At 32.9% G+C, this 17,118-nt stretch carries 16 protein-coding genes; 3 read left to right on the top strand and 13 right to left on the bottom strand.

The window, feature by feature from the left end; genetic code table 11:
* Positions 1-2 precede the first annotated feature (2 nt).
* Genes CBR30_03665 through CBR30_03655 form a run of 3 tightly spaced genes read left to right on the top strand, consistent with a single transcriptional unit; the run spans position 3 to position 3,176 of the window.
* On the top strand, positions 3-692 hold the full coding sequence (locus CBR30_03665) for an L-ribulose-5-phosphate 4-epimerase (protein ID PMQ01778.1): 690 nt from the start codon (positions 3-5) through the stop codon (positions 690-692).
* A gap of 23 nt (positions 693-715) precedes the next feature.
* Positions 716-2,200: a fucose isomerase gene (locus tag CBR30_03660; protein ID PMQ01777.1), complete on the top strand. Its 1,485-nt coding sequence runs from the start codon at positions 716-718 to the stop codon at positions 2,198-2,200.
* A 22-nt stretch (positions 2,201-2,222) separates the two neighbouring features.
* The gene (locus CBR30_03655) at positions 2,223-3,176 is read left to right on the top strand and encodes an NGG1p interacting factor NIF3 (protein ID PMQ01776.1); all 954 of its coding nucleotides are present in this window, start codon (positions 2,223-2,225) and stop codon (positions 3,174-3,176) included.
* Between the two features lie 24 nt (positions 3,177-3,200).
* Here the strand turns inward: CBR30_03655 and CBR30_03650 are convergent, their stop codons facing one another.
* The 13 genes from CBR30_03650 to CBR30_03590 form a co-directional block, all read right to left on the bottom strand.
* Positions 3,201-3,773 (bottom strand): hypothetical protein, encoded by a 573-nt coding sequence (locus tag CBR30_03650; protein ID PMQ01775.1) that lies wholly within the window; start codon positions 3,771-3,773, stop codon positions 3,201-3,203.
* The gene (locus CBR30_03645; GenBank protein PMQ01774.1) at positions 3,774-5,162 is read right to left on the bottom strand and encodes a radical SAM protein; all 1,389 of its coding nucleotides are present in this window, start codon (positions 5,160-5,162) and stop codon (positions 3,774-3,776) included. It lies immediately after the preceding gene.
* A gap of 78 nt (positions 5,163-5,240) precedes the next feature.
* Positions 5,241-6,266 (bottom strand): TIGR00374 family protein, encoded by a 1,026-nt coding sequence (locus CBR30_03640; protein PMQ01773.1) that lies wholly within the window; start codon positions 6,264-6,266, stop codon positions 5,241-5,243.
* A gap of 2 nt (positions 6,267-6,268) precedes the next feature.
* Positions 6,269-7,270 carry a tRNA (adenosine(37)-N6)-threonylcarbamoyltransferase complex transferase subunit TsaD gene (gene tsaD / locus CBR30_03635; protein PMQ01772.1) on the bottom strand — a complete coding sequence of 334 codons (1,002 nt, stop codon included), beginning with the start codon at positions 7,268-7,270 and terminating at the stop codon, positions 6,269-6,271.
* A 12-nt stretch (positions 7,271-7,282) separates the two neighbouring features.
* Positions 7,283-7,735, bottom strand: a complete 453-nt coding sequence (rimI, locus tag CBR30_03630; GenBank protein PMQ01771.1) for a ribosomal-protein-alanine N-acetyltransferase — start codon at positions 7,733-7,735, stop codon at positions 7,283-7,285.
* Entirely contained in the window at positions 7,713-8,408 is a 696-nt protein-coding gene (gene tsaB / locus CBR30_03625; protein ID PMQ01770.1) for a tRNA (adenosine(37)-N6)-threonylcarbamoyltransferase complex dimerization subunit type 1 TsaB, read from the bottom strand. The genes rimI and tsaB overlap by 23 nt, the downstream gene beginning before the upstream one ends.
* Complete coding sequence (locus tag CBR30_03620; GenBank protein ID PMQ01769.1) at positions 8,405-8,866, bottom strand: tRNA (adenosine(37)-N6)-threonylcarbamoyltransferase complex ATPase subunit type 1 TsaE; 462 nt, start codon at positions 8,864-8,866, stop codon at positions 8,405-8,407. Before CBR30_03620 ends, tsaB begins: the two co-directional genes overlap by 4 nt.
* A complete protein-coding gene (locus CBR30_03615) occupies positions 8,854-10,155 on the bottom strand; it encodes an adenylosuccinate synthase (protein ID PMQ01768.1) in 1,302 nt (433 codons plus the stop codon). The genes CBR30_03620 and CBR30_03615 overlap by 13 nt, the downstream gene beginning before the upstream one ends.
* The gene (locus tag CBR30_03610) at positions 10,148-11,380 is read right to left on the bottom strand and encodes an NAD-dependent malic enzyme (GenBank protein ID PMQ01767.1); all 1,233 of its coding nucleotides are present in this window, start codon (positions 11,378-11,380) and stop codon (positions 10,148-10,150) included. Before CBR30_03610 ends, CBR30_03615 begins: the two co-directional genes overlap by 8 nt.
* Before the next feature lie 15 nt (positions 11,381-11,395).
* Complete coding sequence (locus CBR30_03605) at positions 11,396-13,150, bottom strand: aspartate--tRNA ligase (protein PMQ01884.1); 1,755 nt, start codon at positions 13,148-13,150, stop codon at positions 11,396-11,398.
* 37 nt (positions 13,151-13,187) lie between these two features.
* Positions 13,188-14,441, bottom strand: a complete 1,254-nt coding sequence (locus tag CBR30_03600; GenBank protein ID PMQ01766.1) for a histidine--tRNA ligase — start codon at positions 14,439-14,441, stop codon at positions 13,188-13,190.
* A complete protein-coding gene (locus CBR30_03595; protein ID PMQ01765.1) occupies positions 14,438-14,905 on the bottom strand; it encodes a D-tyrosyl-tRNA(Tyr) deacylase in 468 nt (155 codons plus the stop codon). Before CBR30_03595 ends, CBR30_03600 begins: the two co-directional genes overlap by 4 nt.
* Positions 14,905-17,118, bottom strand: a complete 2,214-nt coding sequence (locus tag CBR30_03590) for a (p)ppGpp synthetase (protein PMQ01764.1) — start codon at positions 17,116-17,118, stop codon at positions 14,905-14,907. Before CBR30_03590 ends, CBR30_03595 begins: the two co-directional genes overlap by 1 nt.

Raw genomic sequence — 17,118 nt, 5'->3', positions numbered from 1 at the left:
AGATGATCTTAGAAAGGTTGAGAAAAGAAGTTTATGAGATGAATATGGAGCTTCCTAAGAATAACTTAGTAGTTATGACTAGTGGAAATGTGAGTGGCAGAGATCCTGAGACAAATCTTGTGGTAATAAAGCCAAGTGGGGTAAAATATGAGGATCTTTCTCCTGAAAAGATGGTGGTAGTTGATTTAGAAGGAAATATTGTAGAAGGAGATTTAAAACCATCAGTTGATACTCTTTCTCATATTATAGTCTACAGAAAGAGGAAGGAGATTTGTGGTATTGTCCATACTCATTCTCCTTATGCCACAAGCTTTGCCATATTAGGAAAGCCTATTCCTGTTTATTTAACTTCCCATGCAGATTATTTTGGGGAAGAAATTCCTGTAGCAAGATATGCTTCACCTATCCCTTTAGAGGATGTTGGAAATGCAATTTTAGAAACAATGGAGACTATAAATAGACCTGAGTGGGTAAAAAGTAATACTTTTTTTGTCCCAGTGATACTTCTGAAAAATCATGGTGTTTTTACTTTTGGAAAGAGTCCTACAGAAGCTTTAAAATATGCTGTTATGGTAGAGGAAATTGCTAAAACTTGTTATTTGGCAATCACAATGGGACAGCCTTCTGCTATTCCGATGGAAGAGGTTAGAAAATGGTATGAGAGATTCCATAATATTTATGGTCAAAGATAAATTTTGTAGGAGGTGAATTTTAAATGAAAAATATTCCAGAGGTAAAATTGGGGATTGTAGCGGTAAGTAGAGATTGCTTCCCTATTGAGCTATCGAGAAATAGAAGAAATAAGGTAGTTGAGGAATGTAATAAAAAAGGTATTCCAATAATAAATTTGGAAACTATCGTTGAGAAAGAAGCGGATGTAGGAAAAGCATTACAAGAGATAAAGGATAAAGGTGTTAATAGTTTAGTCATATATCTTGGTAATTTTGGTCCTGAAGGACCTACTTCTCTTCTTGCCCAAAAATTTGATGGTCCTGTGATGGCATGTGCAGCTGGGGAGGAAACGGGAAGAGATCTTTTTAATGGAAGAGGAGACGCATACTGTGGCTTCTTAAGTCTTTCATACAATTTAGGCTTGAGAAATAGAAGGGTTTATATCCCCACATATCCAGTAGGTATACCTTCTGAAATTGCGGATATGATTAAGGAATTTATACCAATAGCAAGGGTTTTATTGGCATTGAAAAAACTTAAGATCTTTTCTTTTGGACCTCGACCAGAAGATTTTGTTACTATGCATACTCCAATTAAGCCTCTATATGATCTTGGAATATCTATAATGGAAAATAGTGAATTAGATTTATTAGATATATATAGAAGTGCAGAAAATCATCCTAAAATTCCTGAAATAATGGAGGATATGTCAAAAGAGCTTGGAGTTGGAAACAAATATCCTGAGCTACTAAGAAAATTAGCCCAGTATGAAGTGGCACTAACAGAATTTTTAGAGAAAAATTTAGGTATGGCGGAGTTTGCTATATTTGCAAATAAATGCTGGCCAGCCTTTGAGAAATTCTTTGGCTTTGTTCCTTGCTATGTGAATTCACGTCTTGCTACACGTGGTATTCCTGTTGCTTGTGAGGTTGATGTTTACGGAGCTCTTAGTGAATATATGATATATACAGCCAGTGAAGTACCTGCAACACTACTAGATATAAATAATACTGTTCCTTATGATTTAATAGAGGAATCAAAGGACAAAATTAAAGATTATAAGGCAACAGACCTATTTATGGGATTTCATTGTGGAAATACACCATCATGCTGTTTGTTAGATTATTCAATGAAATATCAGTTAATAATGCATAGACTAATGGAACCTGGGAAAGAACCTGATATTACAAGAGGTACTTTAGAGGGTAGAATAAGACCTGGTGAAATAATTCTCTTTAGACTGCAGAGTACACCATCAACAAACTTGAGAGCATACATAGCGGAAGGAGAAGTCTTAGACATAGATCCTAAGTCTTTTGGTTGTATAGGTGTATTTGCAGTAAAAGAAATGGGAAGATTTTATAGGTATGTGTTGTTAGAAAAGAAGTTTCCACATCACTCTGCAGTTGGTTTTAAACATGTAGGAAAAACCTTATTTGAAGTTCTTAAGGTTTTGGGAATAGAGGAGATTTACTATCCTTTACCAGCAGGAACTCTTTATCCAGATGAAAATCCGTTTTTAAAATAAACGATGTAGGGGAGGAAATTACATGAAAATACAGGAAATATATGAACTCTTTGTGGAGATTGGCATGAAGAATGATCCCAGAGGTTGGGATGAGGTACAAAAGTTATTAGAAAGAACTAGAAGAGAATATGAGAAGATGAATGATAAAGAAAGGGAAAGATTTGACTTAGAAAAGCTAAAAAACCCATATGCTGACACAAGAATTCTTTATGGTGATCCAGAAAGAGAGGTTAAAAGAGTTTTAGTAGGTATAGATATTGATACATCGGAATTACTACTTGCAAAAGAATTGGAAAGGCAAAACAGAAAGGTTGATCTTGTAATATCCCATCATCCTCAGGGAAAGGCATATGCCAATTTCTACGAGGTTATGCATCTTCAAGAAGACCTTTTATATAAATGGGGCATTCCTATAAATATTGCAGAAGGATTAATGTATCCTCGTATTGGAGAGGTGGAAAGAAGAGTTCTCCCTGCTAATCATTATAAGTCTGTAGATTCTGCAAGAATATTAGATATTCCTTTTATGTGCTGTCATACTCCTGCAGACAACTGTGTAGCTACTTATTTACAAAGATTGTTTGACGAGAAAACTCCATATACCTTAGGAGAAGTCTTAGAAATCTTGGAGGAAATTCCTGAGTATAAAGAGGCAATTAAGAGGAATAATCCACCAAAAATATTAGTTGGAAACCCTAAAAATAGGGCTGGAAAAATCTTTGTAGATATGACAGGAGGAACGGAAGGAGCTGTAGAGCTGATAGAAAAAATGGCACAAGCTGGAATAGGAACCATAGTAGGGATGCATATGAGTGAAGACCATAGAAAAGAGGCAGAAAAGCATCATATAAATGTGGTGATAGCAGGGCATATGGCTTCTGATTCTTTAGGGATGAACATTATACTAGATAATATTGAGAAAAATGGAGTAGAAATAATAAATGCGTCAGGATTTATAAGAGTTTCAAGAGTGTGAGGGGGGAAAGATTCCCCCCTCTTTTTATATGCTTTTTACAGTGGATATAATTAGATTGAAAAGTGCTCTTTTTTCCTCATCCGCTAAACTTGTTAGTGATCTCCAGTAATCCTCTAATGTACTTCTAATTCTTTCTCTATCTATTCCTTCAAATATACTTTTACCAATATAGCCAATGATTAAAAGAGGTATAGCTAAAAGGATATAATCTATATTAATTTTTAGATTACTTCCTAATAAGAAAAGAACATAATTTTTTAAATCTTCACTCCATTTTAATTTTTTGATAAGAAAAAGCAGAAAACTTGTGCAAAGAAGAAGAGCGTTTGTTCTGTCTATATTAATCTCAAAGAGATCGCCTTTTTCCTCCTTTGGCCTAAAAAATACCTTTTTTCTTCCCCTTTTTCTTAAACTATCCTCTTCATATATGGTTTCAACATACCCTTCTTTGTATAGAAGTTGGAGAATATCATAGGCAGTTGCAGGGCTAACTTTTACTTTTTTAGCTATCTCATAGTAATGAATAGGTCTATTTTTCTCCTTGTAAAGCTCATGGAGGACTTGTAAAAACTGTCTTCTTCTTTCTGTTATTGCCATTTATACCTTCACCCCTTTATCTTCTTCTACAGGAACTTTCCCTCCAAATTCTTCTACCCATATTGGATTCAAAACTCTTCTTACTTCTTCCGCATATTTATCCATTTCTGGTGCAAACTTGGTTATTATATCATCTGCTCCAGGATGGGTGGGATGAGCTCCAGTTTTTGCAACTATCTCTCTTAATATCCATGGAGAGTCTATTATCATACAAGGAAGAAGTAGATTTTCATGGAATGGCTGTCGAGATCGAATTTCTCTAAAGAAAGGAGATCTTAAAGCATCAACTAAAGATTTTTCCTTAATGTTATCTACAGCAAAGTGGGCAAATATACAAGGTTCTACTTCACCTTTATGATTTATATGAAGATATCTTCTACCACCTGCAATACACCCACCTACATAAGGCGCATCATTCCAAAAGTCCATTGGATAAATAGGAAGTTTTCCTCTTATTTTTCTAATGAACTTTCCGTATTCTGCTCTCTGCTCTGGAGTTGGCATTAAAGATGGATCATCGTCTCTACCTACAGGCATATATAGGAAGGTCCATCCAAAGAAGGCTCCTTTATCTGAAAGCCATTGATAAAATTCTGGTCTTGTTACCTTTTCGTAATTATATCTTGTTAAAGTTATAGAATATCCAAAAGGAATTCCTTCTTTCTTTAACATATCCATGGCTTCTACCACTTTAGCATAAACCCCATTTCCTCTTCTCTTGTCAGTTTCTTCCTCATCTCCTTCTATAGAAAGAACAGGTACTACATTTTTACTTTTCCAGAATCTTTCAATGATTTTCTCATTCAATAATGTTGAATTTGTGAAGATTTGAAATACTGAGTTTGGATGCTTATTTACTATATCTAATAGTTTAGGATATACAAAAGGCTCTCCTCCTAAAATTGTATAGAAGTAGCATCCAATATCTTCGCCTTCTCTTATTATTCTATCAACAATCTCAGGAGGAAGATCATCATCTTTTGAATAATTTCCTGCATAACATCCTATGCATCTCAGATTGCATCTCATGGTAGGACTTATGAGAATGGTGTAAGGTGTGGCTATATCTCCAAACTTTTCTCTATTAAGTTTATCATAGTGAATCCAGAAGAATCCAACATTTATAATAACCAATGCTAATATTTTACCTACATATTCAGGATCATAATCAGTAAATACTTTATTAATTAATCTCTGTACATCAGGATTATTGTAAAAATTGTCTTCTACTATTTTAATTATTTTATCTGTTCCTTCATCAGGGCTAAATTTCTTTACAAGATTTATAAGTTGAGGAATTCTTTTTTGGTAATCTTTGGCGACATATCGGAATACTTTCTCGAAAGTCCAACTTGCTGTATGCATCTTTAATTTGGTTAATTCATACATGTTTACACCCCCAAAATAACCAAAATTTTTGATATTATTATAATGCTCTCTTACCTAAAATTCAAATCAATATATAAATTACTCACCCCAATTTTTAATGCCTAAAATATAGAAGAGGATAAATCCTCCTACAATGAGGGTAAAGTAGTGGGTGAGGGTTCTCCAAATTATTATAAATATACCTAAGATATACTTAGGGACATAAGGTGCAAATACCAAAGAAAAGAGTAATTCTGATGCTCCACTTCCTCCTGGAGTGGGAACATAAAATAGTAGAAAGAGAACAGGTATTTGGACTAAAACCATTTCAACCCAGCGTACTTTAAGACCAAAGCCTAAAAGAATAGTGGGAGCAATCAGAAAGTACGTTATCCATGCTAATATGTTTAACAAAATAAATTGAAAGAGAGCAAGTTTTTTATCTTTTAAAAAGCTCCATAGGGTGGAATGAAAATCGTCCACAGTCTTAAATACAATTCTAATTATTTTATAGGGATGAAGGTTTTTTAATAAGGGAAGATTTTTAAATTTTAGCAGTAATCTTGCAATCAATCTTTTTATGGGTCTTGGTTTGTATAAACTTATAAGAAATAATCCAATAATGATCCCTAATAAAACAGCTCCATATTTAATTAAATCTCTAACTATCTTATTAGGAAATAAGTACGAATAAAAATAGATCACAATAGGTGTTGCTACTGCAAAAGTTAAAGTATTTGTCATATACCTCAGGAGGCTAAATGCCGTTGCCTGTCCAAGAGGTATGTTTTTTTTAGAAAGAAGGTACATTTCTAATGGTTCTCCGCCTGCAGACGTGGGTGTTATACCAGATGCAAAGTAATAGGATAGATGAATTTGTAATGCCTCAACAAAACTTATTTTATTACTAAAACTGTTAACTAATGTTTTATATCTTAATGCGGAGATAAACCAACTAAGTATATTTAAAGATATTGCGCAGACTATAGCGGAGAAGTTTATTTTTTTAAGAGCAGTAAAGGTTTTATCTTCGGTTGTAAAGATTAAAAGAATTATAATAACAAGTATGGTTAGACTTATTGAGTATCTCAGTCCTTTTTTCAAAGTACTATTAATATTTTTCATTATTAAACTCCTAAGGTCAAAGAGGGATTTGCGGAAATATATAAATTATCAATTTTCCCCTTTTTGAATAAATAATATCCAGCACTAGCAATCATAGCAGCATTATCAGTACATAAGATTGGAGGAGGCATATATATTTTGAAACCCTCTTCCTTAGATGCCTTATAGAATCTCTCTTGTAGATATTTATTTGCAACTACTCCTCCTGCCAGAACCAATGTGGATATATTAAATTTATTAAGAGCTAAAAGTGCCCTTTCCAGAAGTTCTTCTACAATTCTATGCTGAAAAGAAAATGCTATATCCGCAATAGGTATTGCTTTCCCTTCTTTTTGGAGATTTCTAATTAAGTATAAAACAGAAGTTTTGAGTCCGCTAAAACTTATATCAAGATCTCTATCACATTTTACTTTTGGAAAATCAAAGGTTAATTTCCCATCCTTTGCAACTTTCTCAATAGCAGGACCACCAGGATATTCTAACCCTAATAGTCTTGCTACTTTATCAAAAGCTTCCCCAGCTGCATCATCTAAGGTTTGTCCCAATAATTTATATTTATCATAATCTTCTACTAAAATGAGTTCTGTGTGACCTCCAGAAATTATATAGGAAATAAAAGGAAACTCTGGTGGATCTTCTCTTAAGAAGTTAGCAAATATGTGTCCCACTAAGTGATTTACTCCTATTAAAGGCTTGTTAAGGGCAAGAGATATGGTTTTTGCCATAGTTATACCGACCCATAAAGCTCCAACTAATCCAGGTCCATAGGTGACGCTTATCAGATCTATATCTTTAAATCTAATATGGGCTGAGTCCAAAGCTAATTTTAGGAGAGAATTAATTCTTTCTGCATGGAGACGTGAGGCAATTTCTGGAACTACTCCTCCATAAATTTTGTGTATATCTACCTGGGAAGATATTATGTTTGACAATATTTCTTTACCTTCTTTTACAAGCGCAATACTGGTTTCATCACAAGATGTTTCTATACCTAATACTATCATTGATTATCACCCTCATAGTTTTTTTACCATGACTAAAGCATCTTCCCCATCTTTGTAATACCATTTTCTAATACCAACTTTTTTAAAACCTTTTTTGTAATACAAATTTTGAGCTATTGTATTCGAAACTCTCACTTCCAGAATGATTTCTTTTATATAATTCTGCTCACATAGATTTATTATATAATCCAAAAGTGCTTCACCAATTCCCATCCTTCTATAATCTGGATGTACCGCTATAGCAGTTATTTGGGCTTCTTGAAATATTTGCCATATTCCTATGTATCCTACTATTTTTTCATCTAATAATGCCACAAAATAATGAGCAATTTTATTACTTATAAGTTCTCTTTCAAAACTCTCTTTACTCCATGGGGATGAAAAAGAAAGTCTATTTATTTCATACACATCATCAATATCTTTTAATTCCATGGGGCGAATTTCAATATTTTTTTTGACTTCCATAGATTTTCTCCCAATTAATTTCTGCACTGGATTTTTGTCCATAATAAGGATATAGATCTAAATAGGTTGTTGATTCTCCGTTTTTGAACATTATTAAGCCCAATTCTGCTAATGCTGATCCTTTCAAAGTAGAATGGCAAACTGCAGGCTTTAATTCCTCTGGTAATAAATCTTCCAACTCTTTTGTTATTTCTCCAACTATAAGAATATTACTTGTATAATTAATTTTTTTAATTAACTCATTTTTCTCATAAACCTTTTCAGGCTCTATTTTAGAGAATTCATCCCAATTTTTGTAAATGGATACATGGAATTCATTTTTTCTCGCAGGAATAATACTAAATATCAAACCTGGAAATTTATTCTGATACGCAAGTACATCTAAATAGGTTGGAGCGGAGATTGGTTTTTCGTAAATTTGTGCCAAAGTTTTTATAGTAACTATACCTATTCTTAATCCAGTAAAGGAGCCTGGACCTTTTGTTACCACAAAGAGGTCTATATCCTCTAAGCTCCAATGGCTCTTTGAAAGTAAAGTTTGCAGATTGGGAATAAGCAATTCTCCAAAGGATCTATTGTCTGTAGTATATGAAAGTTCCCAAATCTCTCCTTTATCTTCCCATAAAGTTATATTTGCTTGTTTTGATGCTGTATTAATCGCTAATATTCTCATATATGGAGTTCCCTCAAAAGCTCCTCGTATTTTTCCCCATTAGCTTTAAATATTAATTTTCTTATATTTAATTCTTCATGAAAAAATGTTATCTGTAAATACTCTTCAGGGCATATTTCTAATATTTTCTCTCCCCATTCTACCGCTATAATCTTTGTGCCATTTAAATATTCTTCCCATCCTATGTTTATAAGCTCTAAAGGGGAAGTTAGTCTGTAGGCATCTACATGTATAAAAGGATACTTTCCTTCATATTCTTTTATGATTAAAAAAGAAGGACTTGTTATAGGAATATTAATATCTAAGGCTTTTGCAATTCCTTTTATAAATGTAGTCTTTCCACTCCCTAATTCACCAGTTAGTATTAAGAAAGCTCCAGGTTTTAATTTCTCCCCCAATTTTGCACCTAAATTTATTGTATCTTCAGGAGATAAAGATGTAAAAATTACATTTCCCATGGGTCTCTCGTTATAATAATTTGGTCCCTTTCCTCTCCTGTACCTATTATTGTTACAGGAACTTTTAACTCATTTTCAATATATTTTATGTAATTTTCAGCATTTTGGGAAATTTCTTCTCTGCTTTTTATTTTTGAAAAAGAATCGTTCCAGCCTGGTAAGGTTTCTAAAACAGGCTCACAAGCACTAAGTTCATGCATAGTTGTTGGAAATTCTGTTATTATTTTGCCTTTATATTTATATTCCTTTGCAATTTTTATCTCTTTTAAACCAGTTAGCACATCAATCTTAGTCAGCGCTATATCTGTGAAAGAGTTTATTCTATTTGCGTATTTTAAGGCAGGTATGTCAAGCCATCCTATCCTCCTTGGTCTTCTTGTAACTGTGCCAAATTCTCTACCTTTTTCCCTAATATAATCCGCTAACTCTCCGAAGATTTCGCTTGGAAAGGGTCCTTCTCCAACTCTTGATGTATATGCCTTTACAACTCCTATAATCTTATTAATTTTTGTAGGACTTACTCCAGCTCCTACGCAAACACTTCCTGAAATAGTATTTGATGAGGTGACATAAGGATAGGTCCCAAAGTTTACATCAAGTAAAGTGCCTTGTGCTCCCTCAAATAATACTTTGTACCCATTGTCAATATATTGATTAATCAATAATGATGTATCCGTTACACTTATATTTCTTTTTGAAATCTCTTCAAAAGTAGAAAATTGTGAGGATAGTACTTCCTCTAAAGGAGGAAAGGGAAATTCTGAGGATAGAATCTGCTTTTTAAGGGAGTAAATATCTCTTAATTTTTCAGCAAAAACATTTTTATCTAAGATATCTCCTAAGAATATTGCCTCTCGAGAAACCTTATCTGTGTAAGCTGGGCCAATTCCTCTTGCTGTAGTACCAATCTTTTTACTGCCTCTTTTCTCCTCAATAAATTTATCCATTTCAATATGATATGGCAGTATTAAAGTGGCTTGACTACTTAGATATAGCTTGTTAATCTTAACCCCCAATTTTTCTACCTCTTTAATCTCTTCCAGCAGTGCATTTAGGTTTATTACTACTCCATTAGCAATAACATTTACTGTACTTTCTGAAATAATCCCAGAGGGAAGAAGTCTAAATTTGAAGGTTTTACCGTTAACAACTACAGTATGACCTGCATTATTTCCTCCATTAAATCGAACTACCATATCCGCCTTCTGGGCAATATAGTCTATTATTTTGCCTTTACCTTCATCTCCCCATTGAGCTCCTACAATTACCAAGGTTTTGTATTTATTCATATTCACCTCCCACATATCTTTCTATCTCTTTTTTAAGTTCGTCCCTGGATTTATTTATTCTTGCAACCCCAGTTTTTATGGCAGTTTCTGCAACTCTTAAGGCTACAGCAGGGACAACTCTCTTATCTAATGGAGATGGGATGAAATAATCTTCTGTAGGATTTTCTATTAATTCTGAAATAGCAAAGGAAGCGGAGATTTTCATCTCTAAGTTTATATCTCTTGCTCTTACTAACAAAGCACCACGGAATACTCCTGGAAAAGCAAGAAGATTATTTATTTGATTTGGATAATCAGATCTTCCGGTACCAATAATCTTTACTCCCTCTTTTTTAGCCTCTTCTGGCATTATTTCAGGAATTGGATTTGCCATAGCAAAAATTATTGGATTTTTATTCATTTTTCGAATCATTTCTCTTGTTACTAAATTTCCTTGGGAGACTCCAATGAGTACATCTTTTCCTTCTAACGCCTTTTCTAAATCTCCAGATATGCCTTCAGGATTTGTTTTTAAAGCAAACTTTTCTTTTTCTTCATTCATCCCTTCTTTTCTGCCAGGATAAATTATGCCATGTTTATCTACAATTTTGACCTCTTTTGCTCCCATATGAAGAAGCATGTCCGCTATAGCAAGCCCTGCTGCTCCAGCTCCTATTATTACTATACCAATTTCATCTATTCTTGAACCTCTAATTTTTAAAGCATTTAGTAATCCTGCTAAAGTGACTATTGCTGTCCCATGCTGATCATCATGGAAAACAGGAATATCTAATAACTTTTTTAGTTCTCTTTCAATATAAAAGCACCTTGGTGCGGAAATATCTTCTAAGTTTATTCCACCGAAAACAGGAGATAGTAAATATATAGTTTCTATAATTTTTTCTGGATCTTGGGTATTGAGACAAATAGGGAAAGCATCTATACCTGCAAATTTTTTAAATAATATTGCCTTTCCTTCCATAACTGGAATTGCAGAAAGAGGACCAATGTTCCCTAAACCTAATACTGCAGATCCATCACTTACAACTGCAACTGAGTTTGATTTAATTGTTAAATCGTAAACATTATTTGGATCTTCGTAAATTTTTTTGCAAACCTCTGCAACTCCAGGAGTATAAGCTAAAGATAGATCTTTTTTATCTTTTAGTGGAACCTTACTTTTGATCTCTAATTTGCCACAGAATTTCTTATGTAAGTCTATAGCTAATTTATTTAACTCCTCCATTGAAACTCTCCTTTTTCATTCAGGTATTATACAAATATGAACTTCTTTTAGTTGTTGTTCATCAACTTCTGATGGTGCTCCTGTTAGTGGGCATGTACCACTCTGGGTTTTTGGAAAAGCTATCACATCTCTTAAGGAAGTGGAATTGGTTAATATTGCAACAATTCTGTCTAAACCTAAGGCAATCCCTCCGTGAGGTGGTGCTCCATACTCAAAGGCTTCTAATAGAAATCCAAATCTTTTTTCTATATCTTCTTTAGAAAGTTGTAAAATTCTAAATATTTTTTCTTGAATATCCCTTTTATGGATTCTAATGCTTCCACTTCCAAGCTCTACTCCATTTAAAACAAGATCATAGCATTCCGCTCTCACTTTTAATGGATCTTTATCCAATAATTCTAAATCCTCTGCTTTAGGTGATGTAAAGGGATGGTGTTCTGCTGTAATCCTTCCTGTTTCCTTTTCTAATTCGAAAAGAGGAAAGTCCACAACCCAGAGGAAATGTAAGCCCTCTTTAGGAGGGATATTAAACATATCACAAATATCTAATCTGATTCTTCCTAAGATTTTCAATATTTCTTCATCTTCTCCTGCAATAGCAATTATAGATCCTCCCTCTTGAGAGGGTAATAGCTCTTTAATTTTGTATTTGAACTCCTCATCTATATACTTGTTTATAGAGGAGCGAATGTCTTCTTGATAAGTAAGCCATATGATTCCATTAGCTCCATAGCTTTTAGCTTTTTCTTCTAATATCTCCCATTCTTTACGAGAAGGCTTGATATTCTTTAGAATGATTCCTCTAATTTTCCCATTTTTTGCAAGAGTATCTTGTATAAAGTTTAGCTTAACATCTTTAAAGATTTCTGTGAGATCTGAAATGGTTAGATCGTATCTTAAATCTGGTTTGTCACTCCCATATTTTTCCATTGCTTCTTTATAGGTTATTTTAGGGAATGGCGTCTCTATTTTTATATTTAAAACATTATAGAGCACATTAGAGAATAACTCTTCTATAAGATTAAAAATATCTTCTTTTTCAACGAATGACATTTCTAAATCAAGTTGTGTAAATTCAGGCTGTCTATCCGCTCTTAAATCTTCATCTCTAAAACAGCGAGCAATCTGAAAATATTTATCAAAACCAGCAACCATTAATAGTTGTTTGAACAATTGAGGAGATTGTGGGAGTGCATAAAACTTTCCTGGCTGAAGTCTACTCGGTATTATAAAATCTCTTGCCCCTTCCGGAGTACTAACTATTAGATTGGGAGTTTCAACCTCTATAAATCCTTTGCTATCTAAAAACTTTCTGATCTCCAAAAATAACTTATGTCTTATGGCAAAGTTTCTATACATCTTTTCTCTTCTTAGATCTAAATATCTGTATTTTAGCCTAATGTTTTCATCAATTTCTTTGTTATCCCAAAGGTTAAAAGGTAGAGGTTTAGAAGGGTTTTCTACTTCTATTTTGTAAACTTCTACCTCAATATCACCAGTCTTGATTTTTGGGTTTTTCATCCCTTCCGGTCTTTCTTTAACGACCCCTTCTATACTAATAACCCACTCTAAGCCTAAGTTATCCGCAATATCATAAGTTTCTTTTGAGATAGAAGGATCTACTACAAGCTGTACAATTCCACTTCTATCTCTTAAATCAATGAAAATTATGCCTCCATGATGTCTTATCCTATGTACCCAACCTGAAAGATAAACTTTCTTTCCTACATATGATAAGTTAATCTCACCGCAATAATTAGTTCTTTTCAAGTCCATTTCCCACCCTTCTTTTGAAAAATCTTTGTAATTATAACATATCTTTTATCTCTTTAATTATGCCATTATAATTTATAAGTTTTTCTTCGCCAGACAAAAGATCTTTTATCTTTAACTTACCATTCTTAATCTGATCATCAATAAAAACAACTATTCTTGCACCCAACTTATCCGCCATTTTTAACTGATTTTTTAAAGAGAGAGAAGGTATACCTAATTCAATTCTGAATTCGTTTTTCAAGTTTTTTGATAGCTCTATAAGGGAATTAATAAAGTTTTCGTCTACTATTGCAAAGTAAATAAGAGGTTTTTCATTTTTTATTTGGTAGTTTGATTTTGATAATAATAAAATTAATCTCTCCATACCTAATGCAAATCCAAGACCTGGAATAGATGGTCCCCCATAAGTTTCTACTAAATTATCGTATCTTCCACCCCCAACAATGGCATTTTGTGATCCTAAAAGATTAGTTGTTATTTCAAATACAGTTTTGGTATAGTAATCTAATCCTCTTACTAATTTGGGATTTAATTTAAAATTAATATTGGCAATTCTTAAATAATTTTTTACTTTATCAAAATGATTTATACAATCATCACAAAGATAATCCAAGGAGGATGGAGCATTTTCTTTTAAACTCTCCATATACTCTTCCTTTGAATCTAATAATCTTAGTGGATTTTTTTCAAGTCTTTCTCTATCCACATCTGAGAGCATATCTTTGTATTTTGTAAAGTAGTTAATAAGAGCCTTTCTATAGTTTGGTCGACATTTATCACATCCTAAGGAGTTTAACTCAACCTCAACGTTAGGAAGATTTAGTTTTTGCAAGAACTCTACAGCCACATTTATAACTTCAAAATCTGCTATAGGATCTGCAATACCTAAAACCTCAACTCCTAATTGGTGGAATTGTCTATATCTTCCTGCTTGTGGTCTTTCATATCTAAACATAGGTCCAATATAATATACTTTCCAAGGTATATTTTGGGCATATACCTTTTGCATTAAATATGCTCTTACAACACCTGGTGTTCCTTCTGGTCTTAGTGTCAGCGATCTGCCCTTTTTATCATAGAATGTATACATCTCTTTTGTTACAATATCTGTTGTTTCTCCTGTTCCTTTAATAAACAATTCTGTAAATTCAAATATGGGTGTTCTTATCTCTTGAAAATTATAGCTTTCAAATAAATTCCTGGCTAAGTTCTCAATATATTGCCAAAGTCTTGATTCTTGAGGGAGTATATCTTGAACTCCCCTTGGTAGTCCAAGATTTTTCATTTCTGCCTCCTTGGTCTTTTTAGATCTTCAGAATCAATAATTAAAGTAACAGGACCATCATTTGATAATTCAACATTCATATAAGCTTGAAAAATTCCAGTTTTTACTCTCTCTCCCTTTTCAGAAAGATAATTTATAAATTTTTCGTATAGATCTTTTGCTCTTTCAGGTGGTGCAGCTGAGGAAAAGCTTGGTCTTCTTCCTTTTCTACAATCTCCATAAAGTGTAAATTGTGACACCACCATTATCTCTCCATTTATATCTTGAAGGGATAGATTCATAAGGTGGTTCTCATCATCAAAAATTCTTAGATTTCTTATCTTCTCTGCTAATAAATAGACATCGTCTTCTTTATCATCGTTCCCAATACCTAACAATATTAGGAGACCTTTATCTATTTTACTTATAAGTTTTCCATCAACATATACCTTAGCATAATTTACTCTCTGAATTACGCATCTCATTATATTTTTACCATTCTTCTGACATTTATTATGTCACTTAGTTGGGATATTTCTTCCATAAGATATTTGAAAATTGTGTCGTTGTCAATCTCAACTACAACTTTTATATGGGCTATCCCATCTTTTACTTTTGTAGATAAATCTATTATATTTATTTTGGCTTGTGATATTTTATCCGTTATATCTCTTAGTAAACCTACTCTATCTATGGCATCTATTTCTAATCCTACCTTAAAAGGACCCCTTAAGGTTCTTTCCATTGATACTTCTACAATTCTTTCGGGGAATTTTTTCCTCAAATTTTTAATATTGGGGCAGTCCTCTCGGTGAATAACAATGCCTTTTCCTTTGCTAATATAACCCAATACTTTATCCCCTGGAATTGGTTTACAGCATTCTGCTAATCTAATCATAAGATTATCTAAACCATCTACATTTATATCTAAGATTTTGGAAGGTGTTTTTGGGGGTATGATTATAGTTCTTTCCTCTTGATATTCTCTTCTTAGTCTATCAAAGATTTTTTGAGGAGTTATTTCCCCTGATCCTACTGCAGCAAGGAACGATGATACATCTTTTTCTTTAAAACCTAATTCCTGTAAAATGTTTTTTAAATATTCGCTTTCTAATAATTCATTTAAAGATATATTTTCTTTCTTATTTAATAGCTTCTTAACCCAATCTTCATTTCTTTTTAGTTCCTCTTCAAGAGCTTTCTTCCCCTCTTCAATTCTTTCTTCTCTTAATAATTTTTTAAAATATTGTTTTATTTTGGTTTTGGCTTGGGATGTTTTTACAATATTTAACCAATCTCTACTTGGTTTTCCTTCCTCTTTACTGGTTATTATTTCTACTATATCTCCATTTTGTAAAACATAATCAAGCGGTACAATCTTACCATTTACTTTTGCTTGCTTACATCTATGTCCTATTTCTGTATGGATGGCATATGCAAAATCTATAGGAGTAGATCCTTGAGGTAAAGAAATAATCTCTCCTTTTGGAGTAAATACATAGATTTCTTTTCCAAATAAATCGTTCTTTACTAACTCAACAAATACATCCGATGGGAGATCTTTTTGCCATTCTAATATTTGTCTTAGCCATGACAATTTGAGTTCAAAATAATCAATTTGTTTCATATCTTCTTTATATCTCCAGTGAGCAGCAACTCCATATTCTGCAATTCTATGCATCTCCCATGTCCTGATCTGAATTTCTAATGGTTTACCATTTTCACCAATAACAGTGGTATGTAGGGATTGATAATTATTGCTTTTCTTATTTGCGATATAATCTTTAAATCTTCCAGGAATTGGTACCCATATATTATGCACTATTCCTAAAACTTCATAGCATTCTTTTACTTCATTAACAATAATTCTTATGCCAAGGAGATCATACATCTCTTCAATATCAATATTTTTCTTCTCCATTTTTTGATATATACTGTATAAGTGTTTAGCTCTGCCTGTAACCTCCGCTTTAATATTTGCTTCTTCTAAAGCTTTTTTGATTTTTTCAATAGCTTTTTGTACTGATTCTTCTCTTTCTTTTCTTGTTTCAGTAACTTTTCGTGCAATTTCTCTATATTTTTCAGGCTCTAAGAATTTAAAAGCCAAATCCTCCAATTGCCATTTTATTTCCCAAACTCCTAATCTGTGAGCAAGGGGAGCATATATTTCTAATGTTTCTTTGGCTATTCTTTTTTGCTTTTCAGGATCATGAAACTCAAGAGTACGCATATTATGTAGTCTGTCTGCAAGCTTTATAATAACTACCCTTACATCATTTGCTATTGATAAGAACATTTTTTTAATATTTTTAGCTCTATAGAAATCTGCGGGAAATTCTTTAGGGTAGAAATTTAATTTTTCTAATTTGGTTACAGATTCTACTAATGATAAAACATCACTGTTAAATTCTTTTTCAATCGTTTCTGGAGTTACGTCTGTATCTTCAAGAACATCATGAAGCAAACCAGCTATAACACTATTTTCATCCATTCCTAAATCTATGAGAATTTTGGCTACTTCTAAAGGGTGAATTATGTATGGATCTCCAGATTTTCTAAATTGACCAGCATGGGCTTTTTGGGCAAAACGGAAGGCTTTCTCCAAGTTTTCTATTGAATACTTGTTAGTATCTGAGATTTTATTTATTAACTCCCTAAATAACTCTTCTTCTATATTTATCAATTTTTCAACTGCCAT

Source organism: Dictyoglomus sp. NZ13-RE01 (assembly GCA_002878375.1).
Lineage (GTDB): Bacteria > Dictyoglomota > Dictyoglomia > Dictyoglomales > Dictyoglomaceae > NZ13-RE01.
This window is presented reverse-complemented; position numbering and strand designations above follow the sequence as displayed.

Bases quoted from the DNA above. Each gene is read 5' to 3' on its own strand.
- CBR30_03665 (PMQ01778.1), top strand. From the start codon at position 3: ATGATCTTAGAAAGGTTGAGAAAAGAAGTTTATGAGATGAATATGGAG.
- CBR30_03660 (PMQ01777.1), top strand. From the start codon at position 716: ATGAAAAATATTCCAGAGGTAAAATTGGGGATTGTAGCGGTAAGTAGA.
- CBR30_03655 (PMQ01776.1), top strand. From the start codon at position 2,223: ATGAAAATACAGGAAATATATGAACTCTTTGTGGAGATTGGCATGAAG.
- CBR30_03650 (PMQ01775.1), bottom strand. From the start codon at position 3,773: ATGGCAATAACAGAAAGAAGAAGACAGTTTTTACAAGTCCTCCATGAG.
- CBR30_03645 (PMQ01774.1), bottom strand. From the start codon at position 5,162: ATGTATGAATTAACCAAATTAAAGATGCATACAGCAAGTTGGACTTTC.
- CBR30_03640 (PMQ01773.1), bottom strand. From the start codon at position 6,266: ATGAAAAATATTAATAGTACTTTGAAAAAAGGACTGAGATACTCAATA.
- tsaD (PMQ01772.1), bottom strand. From the start codon at position 7,270: ATGATAGTATTAGGTATAGAAACATCTTGTGATGAAACCAGTATTGCG.
- rimI (PMQ01771.1), bottom strand. From the start codon at position 7,735: ATGGAAGTCAAAAAAAATATTGAAATTCGCCCCATGGAATTAAAAGAT.
- tsaB (PMQ01770.1), bottom strand. From the start codon at position 8,408: ATGAGAATATTAGCGATTAATACAGCATCAAAACAAGCAAATATAACT.
- CBR30_03620 (PMQ01769.1), bottom strand. From the start codon at position 8,866: ATGGGAAATGTAATTTTTACATCTTTATCTCCTGAAGATACAATAAAT.
- CBR30_03615 (PMQ01768.1), bottom strand. From the start codon at position 10,155: ATGAATAAATACAAAACCTTGGTAATTGTAGGAGCTCAATGGGGAGAT.
- CBR30_03610 (PMQ01767.1), bottom strand. From the start codon at position 11,380: ATGGAGGAGTTAAATAAATTAGCTATAGACTTACATAAGAAATTCTGT.
- CBR30_03600 (PMQ01766.1), bottom strand. From the start codon at position 14,441: ATGAAAAATCTTGGACTACCAAGGGGAGTTCAAGATATACTCCCTCAA.
- CBR30_03595 (PMQ01765.1), bottom strand. From the start codon at position 14,905: ATGAGATGCGTAATTCAGAGAGTAAATTATGCTAAGGTATATGTTGAT.
- CBR30_03590 (PMQ01764.1), bottom strand. From the start codon at position 17,118: ATGGCAGTTGAAAAATTGATAAATATAGAAGAAGAGTTATTTAGGGAG.